The organism is Metabacillus sediminilitoris (genome assembly GCF_009720625.1).
GTDB classification, from domain to species: Bacteria; Bacillota; Bacilli; order Bacillales; family Bacillaceae; genus Metabacillus; species Metabacillus sediminilitoris.
Window position 1 is genome coordinate 2,463,964 of the sequence record NZ_CP046266.1, and the last position, 19,331, is coordinate 2,483,294.

The following is a 19,331-nucleotide window of genomic DNA, read 5'->3' on the forward strand; positions in this document are numbered from 1 at the left end:
CCATCTTTTTAATAGGTATGCGGGAGGAAAAGAAATGACTTATTTTTCTGAACTAGAAGGGAAGAAAGTGATTGTTGTTGGAGGAAGCAAAGGAATTGGCAAAGATATTGCTCTTGCTTTTGCTAAATTGGGATCCGATGTTGTCATTACGGGTAGGAACAAAGAAGATCTCCGTATAACAACAGAGGAACTAAAGGAGTTTAATCCAAACTGTTTTTACCTAACAGCTGATATACAAAACGTTCACGAAATTTACAACATGATTGATTCTGCAAATGATCGTCTGGGTCAGATTGATGTACTGATCAATAATGCTGGCATTAACATTCCTAAACCTGTATTAGAAGTAACCGAAGAAGATTGGGATCGTGTGTTGGATACGAATTTAAAAGGCACCTTTTTCTGCTCACAACGGGCGGGGAAGTATATGACTGAACAACGTACGGCAGGTAAGATCATTAATATTGTTTCGCAGATGGCTTTTGTAGGCTATATCAAACGTGCTGCCTATTGTTCAAGTAAAGGCGGGGCAGTACAGATGACAAAGGCACTGGCAATCGAATGGGCTGAACACCAAATAAAGGTAAATGCGGTTGCGCCAACTTTTATTGAAACGGATTTTACGAAAAAAATGTTTGATGATCAAGGCTTTTATCAGGATGTATTAAGTCGTATTCCGTTGGGAACATTGGCTAAACCGGATGATGTAACGGGTGCGGTACTATTTTTGGCTTCGGATATGGCTAATTTTATTACAGGGGAAACGATTCGTGTAGATGGTGGATGGACAGCTATATAAAATTGAAAAAACCTTACTTGAGATATCCTTGAGGATATGTTGGAATCACCTCCTTAAAAACATTTTTTAAGGAGGTGTGTTCCCACCTTAATAGAATAGAGAGTATTTTAATCTGGAAGCTATGTATATAAATTAGACGCTTAATCATGTAAGAATATAGTCAATCATTTTAAGTGATAGGGGATTGTTCAATAGATTTGTTGTAGGTAATTTATGGTCGCGCTTACATTGGGTTCACACTGAAAGTAATCGTAATTAAATGATTCCAATTGAGAACAGGTAGAAATCGATCATCTAAAAAGAATCTTTGAGGTTGGTTTTATTTTATTAAAAAAGACTTTTCTCTAATAGATTTTAGTATAATAAATAGTTTTTGTGTAGGTAAACATTGATAGGTTTTTAGAGCGGAAGGTACGAGGCTCACCGCACGCCCCGCGGAAAGCGAGCAGCCTGGAGCAGAAATCAACCACACGTAATCCTAGTTAAAAGTAACAAAGTTTACGTAAACAGCCTTAAAAAAAGACTACTAGTTAAATGTGATTCGAAAACAAATACATTAAAAGTGAGGTCAAATATGTTATCTATATTAGGATTTGCAACTATTATACTTTTCATGTTTTTGGTTATGACCAATCGTATGTCGGCGTTTGTTGCTATTGTTGTATCTCCCACTATATTTGCGATAATAGGCGGATTTGGCAAGGATTTAGGCCCCATGATGTTAGAAGGAATCAAGCTTGTAGCACCTACTGCTGTGCTTCTTTTGTTCGCTGTATTATATTTTGGAATTATGATGAATGCAGGTTTATTTGACCCAGTTTCCAGGAAGATTTTACAAGTGGCTAAAGGTGATCCTGTAAAAATTATCATAGGAACAGCCATTCTAGCTTTACTAGTGGCCTTGGATGGAGATGGAACCACTAGTTACATGATTATTTGTTCTGCCATGTTACCAATTTATAAAAGAATAGGTATCAATCCATTAATACTAGCTACAATAGCAGTAATGTCTTTAGGAACGATTTCAGGTATGACACCGTGGGGTGGAGCAGCGACAAGAGGGATTAGTGTATTAGGACTTGATGCTACAGAATACTTTTCACCACTCATTCCTGCCATTTTATGCGGATCAGCCTGGATTATTCTGACTGCATATATAATGGGAAGGATGGAGAGAAAAAGAATCGGTATTATCCAAATCGAGAAATTTAATAAAGAATTTGAAACGAATCATGAACTAGCAGCAGCTGTTGAGGAAGAACAAGGTAAGAATTTTAAGTTCGTTTGGTTCAATTTTCTGTTAACGCTTACACTTATGGTAGCCCTTGTACTAGGATTAGCACCACTACCTGTTTTATTTATCATAGGTTTTGTTATTGCTCTTTCAGTCAATCATCCTAATCTTGCTAAACAAAAGCCCGTTATTAAAGAACATGCCAGTCATGCTGTACCTGTCGTTATGCTGGTGTTAGGTGCAGGGATTTTTACAGGTATTTTATCTGAGACAAAAATGGTCGATTCAATGGCATCGGATCTTCTGACAATTGTTCCTGATTCATTTGGACCTTTCTTTACACTTATCGTTGCTTTGATCAGCTTACCGTTAAGTTTCCTAATGTCAAATGACGCTTTCTTTTTTGGTGCTTTGCCTGTTCTAGCACAATCAGCTTCACAATATGGGATTGATTCAATAGAAATAGCGAGAGCGGCAGTAATTGGGCAGCCATTGCACTCTATGGGACCTACTTCAGCCCCATTATGGGTCTTATTAGAGCTTGTTAGAAGGGATTTAGGGCAATTTCAACGCTATGCTCTTATTCCGGTTACAATTCTATCACTTATGTTCATCGTGTTTGCCTTGATTACAGGGGCTATTTCAATCGCATGGTAATTTAATAGATTTTAGCTCCTCTCATTTAGGAGTGAATGAGAATAAAAGAATGTGTTACTTATAAGGAAAAGACAAAATACTAAGGTCCTTCTGAAAAGAAAGGTCCTTAATAGAATAGAAGCGGAGAAATTATGATGGATGAAAAACAACAACTAATTACGACCGGTCATTACCTGATGTCCAATCACTTAGCCTGGGGAACATCAGGGAATATTAGTGCTCGTGTTGATGAAAATCGAATGGTCATTACAGCATCTGGAACATTTATGGAAGATTTATGCATGGAGGACTTTGTAGAGTGCCGAATTGATACAGGTGAAAAAATAGGTGCAAGAAAAGCTTCAAAAGAAACACCGATGCATCTTGGAATTTACCGTGAACGTAAAGATGTAAATGCCATTTTGCATTCTTCGCCATTTTATACAACCTTGTTTGCATGCAGCAACGAACCAATTCTTTCTGAATTGTTTATAGAAACGATGTATTATCTCGAAAACATCGCTTATGTGGATTATTATCATCCGGGGTCACAAGAGCTAGCAGATGAAGTAAGTGAAAAAGCTCCAGAAGCAAATATTATTATGATGCGAAATCATGGGGTTGTCGTATTTGATGATAGTATTTCTGAAGCGCGGATGAGACTAGAAACATTAGAAATGACCTGCCGGATGATTTTAAAAGCAAAAGAGTCAGGAGTTCAGTTGAGGAGAATTCCGGAAAAAACTGTCCAAGGTTTTCTGGAAGATTCCCATTACAAGCCGAGAAAAAGATTAGTCGGCAAGACTACTAATTGAGAAACATTGGATGATGCTTCTAGGCGTGGTGTATATAGCCTGAGCATAACAGGGGCAATAAAATCATTGTGATGTATTAGCATTAACGACCAGCATTTAGTGGGAGCAAGAATGACTGAATCCAGTGCATACAAGTACCCTAATTTTATTGTCTATACTAGAGCATAAAATATCTTTTTGATAGAAAAGAGGAATAGATGTGATAAAAACAATAGGTGTTGTTGCAGATGATACGACTGGTGCAAATGATATAGGGGTAATGTTTCGAAAAAATCAATATTCTGTAAAAATTGCATCTTATGATGAAGTTAACAACTTTGAAGTGGATTCGAATGTCATGATTATTGATACGGACAGTCGTTTAGATTCCCCGGACCTTAGTTATGAAAAAGTATATAAAGCTACAAAAGCATTGCAGAAGATGGATTGTTCTTTATACTTTAACAAGACATGTTCCGTCTTTCGTGGAAATATAGGAAAAGAATTTGATGCCATGCTAGATGCTCTTGGTGAGGAATTTGCTGTTATCAGTCTTGCATTTCCTAAAAACGGAAGACAAACAAAAAATGCGATCCATACAGTGTATGGAAAACTTTTGGAAAACTCAGAATTTTATCACGATCCAGTACACCCAATGAATCAGTCGAATCTGGTCAATATATTGCAAGGTCAAACGAATCGAAAAGTAACGTTTGTAGATCTTGAGACAGTCAGACAAGGAGCAACAGTTTTACGAAAAGCCATTGAGGAGAAACGGAAGGATTTCAACTACTGTATTATTGATAGCGAATCACAGGCAGATTTAACAATTGTTGCAGAAGCCGTTCATGATTATAAAGTTCTTGCTGGAAGCTCTGCCATTGCTGAGGAGCTGCCTAAGTTCATGCAAGTTCAGCCGATAAATCATTCCTTAACGAATCTAGATATAACGGATGACCTTGGCGTTTTAGTAGTCTCTGGTAGTTTAACCCCTCAGACGAAAGCACAGACCAACACTCTTATCTCTAGTGGGGTTCCTTGTGTTGTACTAGATTCTCGCAACGTTTTTAGTCCTGCAGATTGTGAGAAAGAAGTAAGACGTGTTTTTGAGGAAGCTCAGCTACTTTTAAGACAAGGTAAAGACATATTAATTATGGCAAATAATCGAGAAGAAGTCGTTTTGGAAACAAAGGAAATGGGTTTGAAACGAAAGATCGATCCTTTAACAATAAGTAAAATGGTATCGGCAATGTTGGCTGATGTTACAGGACAGATTGCAAATGCCACTGGTTTAAAGAGATTGATAGTAGCGGGTGGAGATACTTCCGGAACTGTCAGCCGAAAATTAGGAATAAAAGGGAACTATGTACTTAGCGAGATTGAGACTGGTTTACCATCTGGATTGGCTGTGGGACGTCACATGTTAATCGTCTTAAAATCCGGAAGTTTTGGTAAACCCGATTTTCTAGTTCGTGCTATTGCCCATTTGAAGGAGCTTTCCATTAAAAAAGGAACATTTGTGGAGAAAATATAAGTTACCATGATAGAACGAGTTGCTGCAAATGGAAAAAGAATTAAATATCCATAGGGGAAATTTTGAGTGAATTTCTTAAGCAGCAAACTATATTTAAAGGTAAACGAACTAGTTTTCCATTTTGTTATTTTGTTAAATTTATAAACTTATGTTGACACCTTTTTGTGAAGCGCTTACAATGAATCTAGTTATTTAATATGTCAATATAATTTAAAAAAAGAAAGAGTTGTTTATATGGCATTACATAAAGATCGTCGTATAGGTCGACATGCGACACTTCTTTTACTCTCTGAGGATTCAACTGAACAACTCGCAAAGCTCGAGCAGTCGAATTGGAAGGGATGTACAGGAAAAGTTGGTTCGATGGATGCGCATAAAGTAGTAGCAGCAATTGAAACAGCTGCTAAGAAAAATGGGATTATCCAGTCGGACGTGTATCGTGAATCACATGCATTATACCATGCGATTATTGAAGCACTGCATGGCGTAACAAGGGGTCAAGTGCAATTAGGTACTGTACTAAGAACAGTTGGTTTATCTTTTGCGATTTTACGGGGAAACCCATATGATAATGAGCAAGAGGGAGATTGGATTGCTGTTTCCTTATATGGCACAATAGGTGCACCTGTTAAAGGCTCTGAACATGAAACGATTGGTTTAGGAATAAATCACATATAATTTATCCAAAGGATTTGAAGTAAAAGGGGGGATATCGTGAAATCATTTTTTAGTGATGACATGGATATAGTCCCCTTTTCTTTGTGCCTTTACTTAAAGATGGGGAAATGGATCATGTTATCTTACTACTAAACTAGTAAAACTGATTTTGTTCAAATCACATAATGTTGATTTTTAATAAATACGAGGTGATTGCCAATGAAAATTTATATGGTGGCAAAGGATTCACTTGAAGCACAGGGAATACGCTGGATTGTTCAATCACATTTAACAGGCATTCAATTGACGATATGGGATGATCTAATAGAGCTTTCCAAGGCGCTTGGACGTGATAAGCCGGATTTTCTTATTTTAGATATGGATAAATGGTCTTTGGATGATGAGACGCTAAAGGATACGTTACAAACGAACAAAATCCGCTGGCTCGGTATTTCATCTGAGAGGGTTTTTCAAGTTGCCTATCGCGGACTTCGCTTACATGCAGAGGATATTTTGTTTCGCCCGTTTTCTCCGACAGATTTAATCAAACAAATTCAGCAATTACGGTTTCAAATCAGAAACGAGCAGCAGCAATCACCAAATCGTAAAATGGAAAAACCAGAAAGTGTTGTTGGCATTGATTACGTTGATTTTTTCTTAGCGGAACACACTCATCCAAAACCTGTCATTATGTCGGCCTTTTTGACGCCGCATGGACACACACTGCCCCTTGTCCATGATACGTTACAAGGCTATCACTTTACGGGAAAGCATCGATTTTTTGCCGTATCTGAGTTCATATTCGGGATCCATGAAACGGAAGAATCGATCCTGCTTATGGAAGAATACCGTACTTTTCTGACACACTGGAAGGATCAGATGGAGGAGCCGCTTGCCCTTGTTATCAATACATCAACTGAAAAAGGTACGATAAAAGATGTTTATCAACATACAAAGCAGCTAACTGAACAAGTCTTTTTCGAAGGATATGATATTATTTTGGCAGAAAATGAATGGTCAGGCTGGTTGGATATGGATCCCTTACTTACACCGCTTGAGCAGCGCCAATGGATCGAAATGCTTGAGAAGCGGGATACAAAAGCGATTCGGGAGTGGGTGGAGCATGAATTTTTCACCTATCGAAAACCGTATCCGAGTCCATCTATGGTTCGAATCCGGCTTACTAGCGTTCTCGCGCAAATTCGCCGCTATATGAAAGCCTACAAGAGGCAGGAAGCAGAATGGGAAACGGCCTATCATCATATTTTTCAGCATATTATCCAAAAGCCAGTGATTTACCAAATCGTTTCAGAGTTGCTTACGTTTACGACACAATTACTAGAATCTGGTCATGATGAAGGTCAAGAAGGCAGAGGGACGTTAGTGGAAAAAGTAAAGGCGCTGATTGAATCAAACTATTGGGATGCTCAGTGGAATTTAGCGGCATGTGCTGACGTGCTTCGCATCAATAAAAGCACACTAAGCCGCCGTTTTGCAACTGAATCAGGACAATCCTTCCGAGATACACTGCATCAAGTACGCATTCGAGAAGCGAAACGCCTATTACATGAATCCGATTTACCGTTAGACGAAATTTCACGGTTAACAGGATATTCTCATCAAACCTATTTTAATGCTAAGTTCAAGCAGCTGGAAGGATGCACACCATTGGCTTTTCGGTCAGGGATATGATTGAAGGCTTTAGAGAAGTTTAGGCTTTTCTTTTTTGTTTTTGCAGGGCAGGATGTACAAAGTTCAAGGCTGAAGACTATGACGATTCATATTTAAGGACATGTTCTTCTTTTACATAAACTAAACTTATAGAGATCCAGATTGTTAAACGATTTGTTAAGGGACAAAAAAGTTGTTTCATTTACAATAAAGTCGTTTATAAAGTAATAAAATTTATAAAAAATACGAGTCATTCTATTAAACAATCGGGCCATATTCTTGAATAATTTAGGGAATACTTTTATTTATAGATTTAATATAGGAGGATAAGTCATATGATGGATAATACCAAAAATGTGAATGGAAAATTAACATCAGCCGAAATGGGAAAGCTTTGGACAACTTATACGGGGAATACTTTGTCAAAGTGTGTTCTTAGTTATTATCTTCAACATATCGATGACCAAGATATCAAAAAGGTTGTAGAAAACGCCCTGAATTTAAGTGAGAAAATTGTGGAAAATATTAAAGAAATATTTATGAAAGACAACTTTCCTATACCGATTGGATTTACGGATGAAGATGTGAACTTAACTGCCCCAAGGTTATTTTTAGATGATTTTTATCTTCATTACTTGAAATATACGTGTAAAGCAGGGATGAGCATTTATTCAATTGCTATTCCTATAATGACAAGAGAAGATATAAGAGAATTTTTTATCAATATCTTTAACTCTACAGTAAATTTAATAACTGAAATTAATGATTTATTAATAGCAAAAGGATTATATATAAAACCACCACAAATTCCGACACCAGAAAAAGTAGATTTTATAAGAAAACAAAATTATTTAAATGGGTTTTTTGGAAATATTAGATCTCTTCATGCATTAGAAATTACCCATCTTTATGATAATATTGAAAATAATGTTACAAGTAGGGCTTTATTAATTGGTTTTAGTCAAGTAGCTAAAACGGAGGAAATTCAAAAGTTTTTTTTAAGAGGAGTGGAAATGACTAATAAACAAATAGAGGCCTATGCACAACAATTACATAAAGAGAACTTACCATCTCATCCATTATTGGATGACCTAGTGAGTATTTCAACAATTTCTCCTTTTTCTGATAAATTAATGTTATGGCATAAAATAGAAATGTTTTCCATGAGAATTAGATCTATTGCAAATGCAATATCACTTAATGGAAGGAAAGATATTGCTAAAATGTATACTGAATTCCATTTGGATATTGGGCTATATGTAGAAGACGCTGCTAATATTATGATTGACCATGGTTGGATGGAACAACCACCAAAAGCTATCAATCGTGAAGATTTGGCAAAAGGTTAGAATAATTTGAAGAATGAAAAAGAAACTTTATTGACCTAAACCAGTAGATTTAGTGATCTTCAAGAATCAGGCGCTTGTGCGGCCAAGCTTAGGTCGTATCATATAACGGGTGGGATTCCCGTCGAGTAAGAACTAGCCATTCGCTCGTAGAGTCTTGGAGGACTAAAGGTAACTTTAGTCTTTAAGCGTAGACAGTTAGGTGGCGGGCCGAAAGCCAACTGGTTGAAGGGATTGAGCTCCATAATGATTGTAAATCGAGAGGGCTGATGCTTTAAGCGCTGCAGAAAGCTACATTTTATCTTTCGATAAAGGCAAGAAGGGTAAAACCTCTCTGGAGTCATAGACCTTGGCACGTTATACATTGATATGATACGGCAACTTGGGAGACCCTACCGGTCTTTTCTTTTTTTAGAAGAGTATGGTGTACAAGCGATAAAAAGCAAGGAAACCAAATGCCGATGTAGGGAGTCGGATAGCGGCGTAGTACCAATGAAGTTGGGTAATGCCGATGGAGGAAAGGCTGCTACCTAGTTATCACCCTTGCTAGGGACACATTTACTACACACAGAGGTAGGTATAACTAAATGGAAACAAAACTACTAAGGATAGCAGAATTAGCAAAATCTGATCCTAAAATGAAATTCACATCACTTGCACATTTATTAAATAAGCAAGTACTAGCTCAATGTCATCATGAACTACCCAATAGGAAAGCAACCGGGATTAACGGTACAACTAAAGAGAAATACGGTGAAAATTTAGAAGAAAACATAGAGGAGTTAGTAAGTAGGCTTAAAAGCAAAAGTTATCGTCCTGTTCCAGTAAGGAGAATGTATATTCCGAAGCTCAATTCAAATAAGAAAAGACCATTAGGAATACCGGAACACGAAGACAAGATTGTTCAAAAAGGCATTACAAAGATACTAAATACCATCTTTGAAAATGATTTTCTAGATTGTTCCTTTGGGTTTCGTCCTAACCGTAGTTGCCATGATGCTTTGAAAATACTGAACTTCTATATTGAAAAGAGATCAGTAAATTATGTAGTTGATGTCGATATTAAAGGATTCTTTGACAACGTTGACCACAAATGGATGATGGAGTTCTTAAAACTGCGAATTGCTGACCCCAACCTATTAAGAATAATTGGTAGGTTTCTTAAAGGTGGATACATGGAGGAAGGTAAGAAATACAAAACAGACAATGGCACACCGCAAGGTGGAGTAATATCTCCGGTATTAGCCAATGTGTATCTCCATTATGTCCTCGACTTATGGTTTGAGAAAAAGGTCAAGAAACAATGCAAGGGGCAGGCATATATAGTAAGGTATGCAGATGACTTTGTGTGCTGTTTTCAATATCAGAGCGAAGCTCAGGAATTCTTCCAATCATTAAAATGTAGATTAAAGAAATTTAACTTGGAAATTGCCGAGGATAAAACCAAAATTATTCCCTTCGGGCGGTTTGCTGAGAAATATGCAAAACAAAAGGGAAATAGTAAACCAGCGACCTTTGATTTCCTAGGCTTTACACACTATTGCGGGAAAAGCAAACAAGGGAAATTTCGGGTGAAACGGAAATCCAGTAGGAAGAAAGTCCAAGGTAAACTAAAAGAGTCTAAAGAATGGCTGAAGAAGAATAGAAATAAAGATATTCATATGATCATGGACAGATTTAGACGCTCGCTTATAGGTTATTACAACTATTATTGCATAACTGATAATACCCTAAATGTTAGCAACTTCAAAGATAAAATCGAGAACTTACTGTTTAAATGGCTCAATAGAAGAAGTCAAAGGAAATCCTTTACATGGGATAAATTCAGACTATTTCTTGATAAATATCCACTACCTTCACCGAAAATTAAAGTGAATATATATGATTTAAGAAAAGAAATTAGCTACATTCTGTGAACGATGACTAGGAGGAGCCGTGTGCATTAATAGTGCAAGCACGGTTCTGTGAGGGGATGGAGTACAATTTACCGTAAGGTAGAAAGGCCCCCTTCTACTCGACTTATTAGCAGAGTGCCCCTGTAATAGTGTAGATTTTGAAAAGGGTGGTACATATTATACATGACTAATATGTACCACCCTTTTTTTATGATTTTTTACATTTTAGGTCTTGATAATTTATAAATTATCGTATTTTAATTCACAAATTGATTCAAAATTCATCTATCATCCTATCTACAAAAAATATGTTTCCCAATTTGTTTTATTTGCGGTCTTCCCCATATCCAACTACTTGTTGCCGTATCAGGATTAAAATAATAAAGCGCATTTTCTGTAGGGTCCCAGCCATTAATGGCATCAAGTACAGCTTTTTTTGATGTTTCATTAGGAGTCAGCCAAATTTGTCCATCAGCCACCGCAGTAAAAGCCAACGGTTCAAAGATAACACCAGATACTGTATTAGGAAATGTCGGGCTCTTAACACGATTTAAAATAACAGCTGCGACCGCAACTTGTCCAATATATGGTTCACCCCGTGCTTCTCCATGAACAGCATTTGCAATGAGTTGAATGTCATTTTGAGAAAATCCTGCTGGAACATTAATGGCTGTTGATTTTTGAGCTTGATCAGCCCCCTTAGTGTAATCATATTTCGTCACATTAACTAGCTTTTGCCTCGTTTTTAAACCTGCTACCCCATCGACTGGGAGTCCGAATTCAGATTGAAAATTCCGAAGCGCCCAATATGTCCCCCAGCCAAAAACACCATCAATTCCCCCCTTGTAAAAGCCAATATACTCTAGACGAGATTGCAACTCAATTACATCATCCCCAACTGCCCCCCGTTGAATAACTTGATTTGTAAAGGCATCAGTGTTGCTTTCCTGGAGTGTTAAAATCGTTCCACTTAAAAAAATGACTAAAAGAATAAATATATGTTTCTTCTTTATCATATTGCTCATTATTTTCCTCCTGATCATTAACATATTGTTATTTTTTGTAGGGAGTAAATTTTTATTCAATCAAAGGATCAATCAGCTGCAATAAAACGAAAAGTGAGCAACCATAAAAAGAGCAACCGGTTGAAAATATCTCTTACCGTATTAAGAAGAATTGAAGGCATTTTTCGGTCTTTATAGAGTACAAAAGAAACTTTTATCTAAAATTAAAAATCAATAAATAAATGTTCTTCAATTATAGGGAGCAAGAATTGAAAAAAAATGGACTGTTTCAACAGTCCATTTTTTTGGTTATTAATCTTTTAATAACTTCTTATCAGTTTTTCCATTGGTCATTCTCTATCTATTTCAACTTTTAATAGAAGAATCCTTAAAATCAAGTACAGAACAGTACGAAAAAAAAGAATATCAAAAAACTGTTCGACATCGACATATTTTTACAAAATTGCTGCCTTATTTGTCCTATATTAATAATTGCCTTGATTATTTCGTTCAATGAAATAAGTTTGGTTTAAGTAGTCTAATAAAAAATATGATTAAAATCAGTGTTTTAATCACATCTGGATTAACTGTTTATACTTTAATTATGAAGTGGAAGGGGTTTTGTATGAAATATACTTGTCCTTGCTGTGGATATAAATCATTAAATGAAGAACCAACTGATACATATGCAATTTGCAGGATATGCTTTTGGGAAGATGACGGTTTACAATTTCGAGATCCTGATTACGAAGACGGAGCAAATGGAGTTTCATTAAGGCAAGCACAGAAGAACTTCATTAAGTTTGGAGCATGTGATGAGGACTGTATTGAATTTGTAAGGAAGCCAAATAAGAAAGATATAAAAGAACCTCATTGGAAACCGTTTATTTAGAAAAAGTTATAGAGCTAAACTAGAAGCTTTAGTGATCTTCAATAATCGGGCGCTATCCTGGAACAAGGATCAGCGCTTATTTCATTTTAGGGCCAGATAATTGAAAAAGGAATACTGGAATGATTGAAGAATTTGTAGAACAAAGATGTAGCTGTATATTAAGGATCGCATTTTCTTATTCAAATAACGGGGTAGAAGTGTGTAATAAAGAAGCATTGTTCACCGCCAACTAGCTAATCAATATTAATCAGCTTGATGCATTTACATTAATTCTCAATAAATAGGGGATGATGTTAGTAAAACACTCGAAAGGGTTTGTTTTAATGCACGTCGCTATTGCGGTTCTAACTATTGTAGCTTCCTTTAAGTGGGGAAACTGGAAAAACTGGAGACAATACCATGCCAGTATGTTTTTTATTGCCACGGGAGGATTACTGTACGAATATATTGTAAAAGAAAATACCTTATGGAAGTTCCACCCTGATTTTTTATACGGACATGAAATGGTCGTAATTGTATATGCTTTAATCACGATGCCTGTTAGTCTCTTGCTATTTCTTTCCCATTTTCCAGAGGGATTGTTTAAACGAGCATTTTACATATTGATTTGGTCTGGAATTTACATTATTTTTGAGTGGACATTATTGGTGTTCGGAAGAATCTCTTATCAAAATGGATGGAAATTTTGGTATTCTTTTTTATTTGATATTGTCATGTTTTCAGTAATTGCACTGCATCAGTTTAAACCATTCCGAGCTTATATCATATCTTTATTAATTATCATCTTCTTAATAAATTACTTTAATATTCCTTTTAAGTTCAGTAAATGACGCTTATTAAACTATCGGGTGCGATTCTTAAAGATCTGGCTGCACAAACGGAAGCCTTTTTCTTATTCGACTAAAGTGGCAGGTTAGTTTAACAACTATAAATTGAATAGTTTTAAGTTTTAAAAAGGCATTTCCTTTGTAATGAGAAATGCTTTTTATTTTTGTCATAAATTATTTATCAATAAAAATGGATTAAAAATAAATAAAAATTTATTGAAAAACAATAAATAATGTGTTAAATTTCAAAATGACAATAAATAAGAGAGGTGCTTTTTATGAAACGAGGTTCAACATTATTTTTAAAGATAGCTGTTATCTGTATTGGCATTCCTATTCTTGCTTTGTGCATATTTTTGTTGCCTCAGATAGCGAATGAAGCAATTGAAGAAGCAAAAAAGGGTGCAGAGTTGGCTTATGTGGTATTTGCCATTTTAATTGTTATGTATGGATCGGCAATCCCGTTTTACTTGGCATTGTATCAAGCATTAAGACTTTTAAGTTATATTGACAAGAATCAAGCGTTCTCGGAATTATCTGTAAGAGCTCTAAAGAAAATCAAAAACTGTGCCATCACAATCAGTGGCTTGTATGTGGTAGCCCTGCCATTCGTCTATATCATAGCGGAGTGGGATGACGCGCCGGGTCTCGTATTAATCGGAATGGTCATTATTGGTGCTTCAATAGTTATCGCAGTCTTTGCTGCTGTTCTTCAAAAGCTTTTAAAAGAAGCTATCGATATAAAATCAGAAAATGATTTAACGGTCTGAGGTGATAACAATGGCGATAATAATCAATATTGATGTGATGTTAGCTAAACGAAAAATGAGCGTTACAGAACTTTCTGAGAGGGTTGGAATAACGATGGCTAATCTTTCTATATTGAAAAATGGAAAGGCAAAAGCAATTCGATTATCAACTTTAGAAGCGATTTGTAAGGCTTTAGAATGTCAACCTGGAGATATTTTAGAATACAAAAGCGACGAAGACACTCATTGAATCATAATGAACTAAGCAGGTGTTTTAGATACCACCTGCTTTACACTTTTGTTTGGGTTTTTCTTAAGTATAGTAAGATCATTGACTTTGAAGAATTTCGCTGGTTAATCAAGTGACTTGACTTATTCAGCAAATTTTCAATTGATTTTTGAGGTAGATTAAAAGATTATCAAAATAGAGACATAAAAGAGTCCATGTCCCTTATACAATATAGTTCGATGTGATTCAGTGATACTCACTTCACCAATTCTAAAACAATCACTGATAGATTGTGAATGGTTGAACTTTACTCAACGTAGCAAGATAGGTGAAAAAGTTATCAATGAAATAGTTCCTTCTATAAAAATAGAGTTTTTGGAAGTATAAAGACACCTGAATCCCATTCTGACAATATGCTGTGTCCGGAGGGTAATTGAGAGATCAACAACAACATTTTGGGGGGACAGACAATGTCAATGAAAATTCCTTTTTTCAATAATAAACAATCGAAAGAATTCTTCCATTATCCGGAAGATCATACACCAGATCATATTGCCATAATTATGGACGGAAACGGACGCTGGGCCGGGAAGCGGGGCATGCCCAGAGTTGCTGGCCATAAAGAAGGGCTATCTGCCGTCGTAAAAATTGTCAAGGCAGCAGTCAAATGCAAGGTGAAGGTTCTGACACTTTATACGTTTTCCACGGAAAACTGGAAACGTCCAAAGCCAGAGATCGACTTTATATTGAGACTTCCCAAGGAGTTTCTACATATTTATCTGCCAGACCTTATAGCCAATAATGTGCGCATTGAGGCAATCGGTGATATGGAAAATCTTCCGGCCTATACACGTGAATCCGTACAGTTTGCAATTGACCGTACCCGGGACAATGACGGTCTTCAGCTGAATTTTGCGCTCAACTATGGGAGTAGACGCGAGATTCTGAATGCCATGAAAAAAATGTTCACAGATATAAACGATGCGAAATTGTCAATGGATGAAGTGGATGAACAGCAGTTTTCAGAATACCTGAATACAGCCGGTATGTCAGACCCTGACCTGCTTATTCGCACCGGCGGGGAAAAACGCCTGAGCAATTTCCTGCTCTGGCAGCTGGCATACACGGAGTTCTGGTTTACCGATGTGTTGTGGCCGGATTTCTCCGAGAAGGAATTTCTGCATGCGCTTGAGGAATACCGGCAACGAAAGAGAAGGTATGGCGGAATATAAGATGGTGAATGGAAATGTTACTTTTGCTTGTTTTGTATCAAGCTCAACCATTTTAAAAATATTTTCCTCCTATTGATGCAGTTGCGTGCCTAGAGGAATTTAATATTTGTCATATAGCCGGGGAAATACTGTAGGTAGAATCTAATAAGTGATTATATATGGTGAATTCTTGTCTTTAGCCAAGAATCGTGCCAATCGCTTCGTGCTCCAATGATCGAAAACTCGGTTTGTTTGGGGTATCAAACCCAACAAACCCACTATATCAACGCAATGCTTATGATATCACACGCTCTTATCGTCTTTTTAAGTGTTATTTTGCACTTCCAACTTTTCATGATTTTTAAGTTAAAATATGGTAGTATTAATTCTAATATCTTCCACTAGATAAAGGAGCATAGTCCTCCTTCATTGTACAGAAATACAGATAACGTCAATAAAACGTATCTGATTTCTTGTATGGAAGGTTTATTTTTTATATAGGAGGAGTTAATAATGAAAAAATTAATGAAGTTTTGCAAAAGGTTTAATCCAAGCTTGGGGGTTATATACTATGAACCATAAAGTACATCAAAGTAAGGACTACTTCGTTCAACAGTTAAATTATATTGATGAAAACATTATAGAGTTAACTGATCTATATATCTCATCAACCCCTATGCAAGAACGATTAAAACATTATTTTAATATTTACGTATTAGAAGTTGAGAACCTATTAAAAATAAATCAAAAAAATGATTTTATTTCATCTTTTCCGAAAGTGTTTATCGGGACAAAGGTCACAGTATTGTACGATGAGGAAAACGAAACAGAAGATTATGTCATTTGTTACCCTGAACAGTCGGATCCGGATAGTGGCTTTATTTCCTTTTTATCTCCGGTAGGCAGGCAACTTCTTTTAAAGAATATCGGTGAAAAAATATCGTTAAAAATACCAACCGGGAACATTTTCGTAACCATCAAAGAAATTTCGTTTGTTGGACACCTTTTTGAGCTTGAAAGAAAGAAGGCTTGATTAATTATTTCGAAAGCGATTCTGCTAATGATAGGTGAACATTTAAGTCACTAAATGGTCATTTTAGACTCATTCAAGGCTACTATTTACTCAATTTGAACGTATCCTTGAAATTATTCACCTTACATCGATTACCACCGAAGTAGTTAAGCTGCACAAAAATAGCTTAGTGATTTGACGTATTTAATAAAGACAGTTTCTTTCAGAGGGATAATAGGAAGAAATTATGGAAAATCAGGAAATCATTGACGATTTCCTGATTTTTTTATGCTTGTTTAGATGATAAAGCTGGTATGGAAAAGATGTAAGGCAAATGAATAACGAAGAGGAGTATAACCTTTAACTAATCTTCACCTCCCATATTTATATATGGTGTTTGCTTATTCGAAAACTTTATTTTTATATTGTTGATTTGGTTGGGTGTATCATTATTGAAGAGTTTATTTGGCATTAATCGTGAAAGAAACTAATTCAATTAACAGAGGCGTTGATCTAATAAGGATAGAACTCCTTTTTGTATTGTTCATTTTTTAGAATAAGGGATTTCTAATTGGAATATTATGTTAAAGTTAAAGAGAGCAGAGCAGTTTTTAGGGTATTGAAGGTGAGAGTAATTGGGGAAATGATTATCTTCGTGAAAAGTCCTATGATTCATTAAAACCAAAACAGTTTAAATTATAATTCTTAAGGGGTGTTTATTTATAGTTATAAATAGAAATTTGGATGAGAGTTTAATAGGAAGCGCTCTGTTCATTGTGGATGTAGAGATTTACGAACTCACTGGTCTGGTGGCCGAGGTGACCTCATGACAGTAATGAAAAAGCTACCAATTTCACATTTGATGAAGAAGCGTAGATTTTGGGGGTATGGTGCCGCTATAGCGGTAATGCCTTATTTGTTAATTAAAATCGCCTGGACTTTCGGTCTCTTCCTGCCGACAGAACAAATGGGCGACCCAAGTTGGCGCACTGCAAACGCAGTAACAATGGTTCTAGCTGCAGTTGGTATCCTGTTAGCACTGGCCTTTAGCATGACATGGGGTGAGCGACTGCCCGCCTGGTTGGTTGCCCTGCCCGTCTGGGTAGGTACTGGTTTACTTATTCCTATGCTTTTGCTGGCACCTGTGCTTGGTCCTGCTGCTATGATACGCGATCAGCAGGCAGGAGCTGCCAACGTTTGGGTATATGAGCAGATTTTCGTAATGGTCTCACTAATTGGAGCTGGCATCTGCCTGCCTTTCGCCTTAGCTGGATACGCTAAAGCGCGTTGGCCAGAGGCATTTGCTGATCCAATCGACATTGAATTACTACCGGGCAACAGCCAGAAACTGCATATCACCTTGGCTAGGCTTGTCGCGGCTGGCTGTATCCTGCTTGGATTTATTAAGCTATTCTGGGCGGTTGGTGGAACTATTGGTATCAACCCAGCTATGTTGGATAATCGCGATTTATGGTGGCATCTATTGTCGTTGAGTACCAGTGTGTGGGCCTTCGCGGGGGCGTGGGGTTTGTTGGTACTGACCACCCGCCGCGGGTCGAAGAGGTTCTTCCCTCCTTTGGCAGCAGCATGGATCTCGTCGGGAATGCTGTTCTCTTATAACCTCTTTAACCGCTTGTCCGCCATAAGCCCCGATGCACAACCAGCTCTAGAGTACCCGCTTGCATATGTACTAACCACCGAGTTAGGTAGCATCTTGGGAGTGATGATGGGAATAATTATCCTGATGGTACTGCACGACCGCAGGAGAGCAATGGGTAGTTCTAGAAGGAATGAATGTTCCTAAAATTGAATTATATTAATAAAAAGAAAATAAATTAAATGAAAAAGCCTCCAATTTGGTGGCCTTTTAAATCAACCCTTATCCTAACTCATAATGCCAAATGCAATGAAGAAGTCAAATCACAATCAGAAAATGCCGGTGGGAGTATTGTTAAAGAAGGTGTAACAGATGACGGGAGTTATACTGGATATTTCAAAGATCCAAACGGACATGTTTGGGAAGTAATAGCTTGGGATAGCGAACACTAGGGGCAAGCATTCCTGTAATGAATGAAAATGAGATTTGAGTATCAAAAAGTTCTCTTGGTATGATTAAAATGTCCCAAAGCTGGCCAGCGAAAAGGACAAATCTATCATGACCAGGAGGCCTATCATGAATTATAACCAAAATAAGAAAATCGCTCAAATTACTCCTAAAACACTTATTATCGGAGTAGATATTGCAAAATTCAAACATGTAGCAAGACCTCAGGATTTTAGAGGATTAGAGTTTGGCTCACCTTGTTACTTTGAAAATACAAAAGAAGGATTTCGCCATTTTCTTATGTGGGTCTTACAACTTATGCAAGCTCAAACGATGAATCAAGTGATTGTCGGTATGGAGCAACGTGCGCGTTTGCTGAATTAATAAAGTATTTATAATCAATTAACATTAGCTAAATATAATTATGTTAACTTTAATTTGTAACGATAAAGACAACAATATTCTATTGAGGATAGGGTGTGTTAGAAAAAAATGGTTACTAAAGTGGGCATAAGTTTTTTACTTATAATGGTGCATTTCTACTTGGTTTGAGTAGTATCTAAAAATTTTTTGTTTTATATTGTATAACAATTAATTCATATAATCAGATGTCAGCAAAAAAATGCTGACTTTTTTATTGTGCAGAACTGTGGACGGAACTACTCAATAGTGTAACGAGACTGTTCTATACAACTAACCAGCTAAAATAGGATATGATGATCTTCCAGAAAAGGGCGCTTTAATGGAATAAAAAAGAGAAAACATATTATATATGTCTAATATGTTTTCTCCTTTAT

Annotated in this window: 17 protein-coding genes and 1 pseudogene; 17 read left to right on the plus strand and 1 reads right to left on the minus strand. The window is 36.6% G+C overall.

All coding sequences use genetic code 11. The annotated features are described in order from the left end of the window. Window positions 1-34: 34 nt before the first annotated feature. The 8 genes from GMB29_RS11725 to ltrA all read left to right on the plus strand — a co-directional run bounded on the left by GMB29_RS11725 (window position 35) and on the right by ltrA (window position 10,587). Window positions 35-799, plus strand: a complete 765-nt coding sequence (locus tag GMB29_RS11725) for an SDR family NAD(P)-dependent oxidoreductase (protein ID WP_136358684.1) — start codon at window positions 35-37, stop codon at window positions 797-799. A 574-nt stretch (window positions 800-1,373) separates the two neighbouring features. Further along, window positions 1,374-2,690 carry a CitMHS family transporter gene (locus tag GMB29_RS11730; protein WP_136358686.1) on the plus strand — a complete coding sequence of 439 codons (1,317 nt, stop codon included), beginning with the start codon at window positions 1,374-1,376 and terminating at the stop codon, window positions 2,688-2,690. A gap of 134 nt (window positions 2,691-2,824) precedes the next feature. Continuing rightward, window positions 2,825-3,484 (plus strand): class II aldolase/adducin family protein, encoded by a 660-nt coding sequence (locus GMB29_RS11735; protein WP_136358688.1) that lies wholly within the window; start codon window positions 2,825-2,827, stop codon window positions 3,482-3,484. Window positions 3,485-3,683: 199 nt separating this feature from the next. Continuing rightward, window positions 3,684-4,997 (plus strand): four-carbon acid sugar kinase family protein, encoded by a 1,314-nt coding sequence (locus GMB29_RS11740; protein ID WP_136358690.1) that lies wholly within the window; start codon window positions 3,684-3,686, stop codon window positions 4,995-4,997. Between the two features lie 234 nt (window positions 4,998-5,231). Further along, window positions 5,232-5,675, plus strand: a complete 444-nt coding sequence (gene hutP / locus GMB29_RS11745) for a histidine utilization transcription antiterminator HutP (protein WP_136358692.1) — start codon at window positions 5,232-5,234, stop codon at window positions 5,673-5,675. A gap of 198 nt (window positions 5,676-5,873) precedes the next feature. Further along, window positions 5,874-7,346 (plus strand): helix-turn-helix transcriptional regulator, encoded by a 1,473-nt coding sequence (locus GMB29_RS11750; RefSeq protein WP_136358694.1) that lies wholly within the window; start codon window positions 5,874-5,876, stop codon window positions 7,344-7,346. A gap of 314 nt (window positions 7,347-7,660) precedes the next feature. Beyond that, complete coding sequence (locus GMB29_RS11755) at window positions 7,661-8,674, plus strand: DUF3231 family protein (protein WP_136358696.1); 1,014 nt, start codon at window positions 7,661-7,663, stop codon at window positions 8,672-8,674. A 584-nt stretch (window positions 8,675-9,258) separates the two neighbouring features. Next, on the plus strand, window positions 9,259-10,587 hold the full coding sequence (gene ltrA, locus GMB29_RS11760; protein WP_155443888.1) for a group II intron reverse transcriptase/maturase: 1,329 nt from the start codon (window positions 9,259-9,261) through the stop codon (window positions 10,585-10,587). Window positions 10,588-10,859: 272 nt separating this feature from the next. Here ltrA and sleB read toward each other — a convergent pair whose 3' ends face one another. Beyond that, the gene (sleB, locus tag GMB29_RS11765) at window positions 10,860-11,591 is read right to left on the minus strand and encodes a spore cortex-lytic enzyme (protein WP_406600328.1); all 732 of its coding nucleotides are present in this window, start codon (window positions 11,589-11,591) and stop codon (window positions 10,860-10,862) included. Window positions 11,592-12,195: 604 nt separating this feature from the next. Here sleB and GMB29_RS11770 point away from each other — a divergent pair. From GMB29_RS11770 to GMB29_RS11810, 9 genes and pseudogenes are all read left to right on the plus strand, one after another. Then, the gene (locus tag GMB29_RS11770; RefSeq protein ID WP_136358804.1) at window positions 12,196-12,462 is read left to right on the plus strand and encodes a CPCC family cysteine-rich protein; all 267 of its coding nucleotides are present in this window, start codon (window positions 12,196-12,198) and stop codon (window positions 12,460-12,462) included. A 290-nt stretch (window positions 12,463-12,752) separates the two neighbouring features. Continuing rightward, window positions 12,753-13,292 carry a CBO0543 family protein gene (locus tag GMB29_RS11775; RefSeq protein WP_227551670.1) on the plus strand — a complete coding sequence of 180 codons (540 nt, stop codon included), beginning with the start codon at window positions 12,753-12,755 and terminating at the stop codon, window positions 13,290-13,292. A 275-nt stretch (window positions 13,293-13,567) separates the two neighbouring features. Next, window positions 13,568-14,059, plus strand: a complete 492-nt coding sequence (locus GMB29_RS11780; RefSeq protein ID WP_136358803.1) for a DUF2975 domain-containing protein — start codon at window positions 13,568-13,570, stop codon at window positions 14,057-14,059. A gap of 10 nt (window positions 14,060-14,069) precedes the next feature. Then, a complete protein-coding gene (locus GMB29_RS11785; protein ID WP_136358801.1) occupies window positions 14,070-14,288 on the plus strand; it encodes a helix-turn-helix domain-containing protein in 219 nt (72 codons plus the stop codon). A gap of 449 nt (window positions 14,289-14,737) precedes the next feature. Further along, a complete protein-coding gene (locus GMB29_RS11790; RefSeq protein ID WP_136358799.1) occupies window positions 14,738-15,499 on the plus strand; it encodes an undecaprenyl pyrophosphate synthase in 762 nt (253 codons plus the stop codon). 550 nt (window positions 15,500-16,049) lie between these two features. Next, the gene (locus tag GMB29_RS11795) at window positions 16,050-16,511 is read left to right on the plus strand and encodes a GreA/GreB family elongation factor (protein ID WP_136358797.1); all 462 of its coding nucleotides are present in this window, start codon (window positions 16,050-16,052) and stop codon (window positions 16,509-16,511) included. An 805-nt stretch (window positions 16,512-17,316) separates the two neighbouring features. Beyond that, window positions 17,317-18,294, plus strand: a complete 978-nt coding sequence (locus GMB29_RS11800; protein WP_136358795.1) for a hypothetical protein — start codon at window positions 17,317-17,319, stop codon at window positions 18,292-18,294. Between the two features lie 35 nt (window positions 18,295-18,329). After that, a complete protein-coding gene (locus GMB29_RS11805) occupies window positions 18,330-18,539 on the plus strand; it encodes a VOC family protein (RefSeq protein ID WP_136358793.1) in 210 nt (69 codons plus the stop codon). Window positions 18,540-18,663: 124 nt separating this feature from the next. Continuing rightward, window positions 18,664-18,894 (plus strand): annotated as a pseudogene (locus GMB29_RS11810) (IS110 family transposase); the annotation flags it as partial. Window positions 18,895-19,331: the final 437 nt, after the last annotated feature.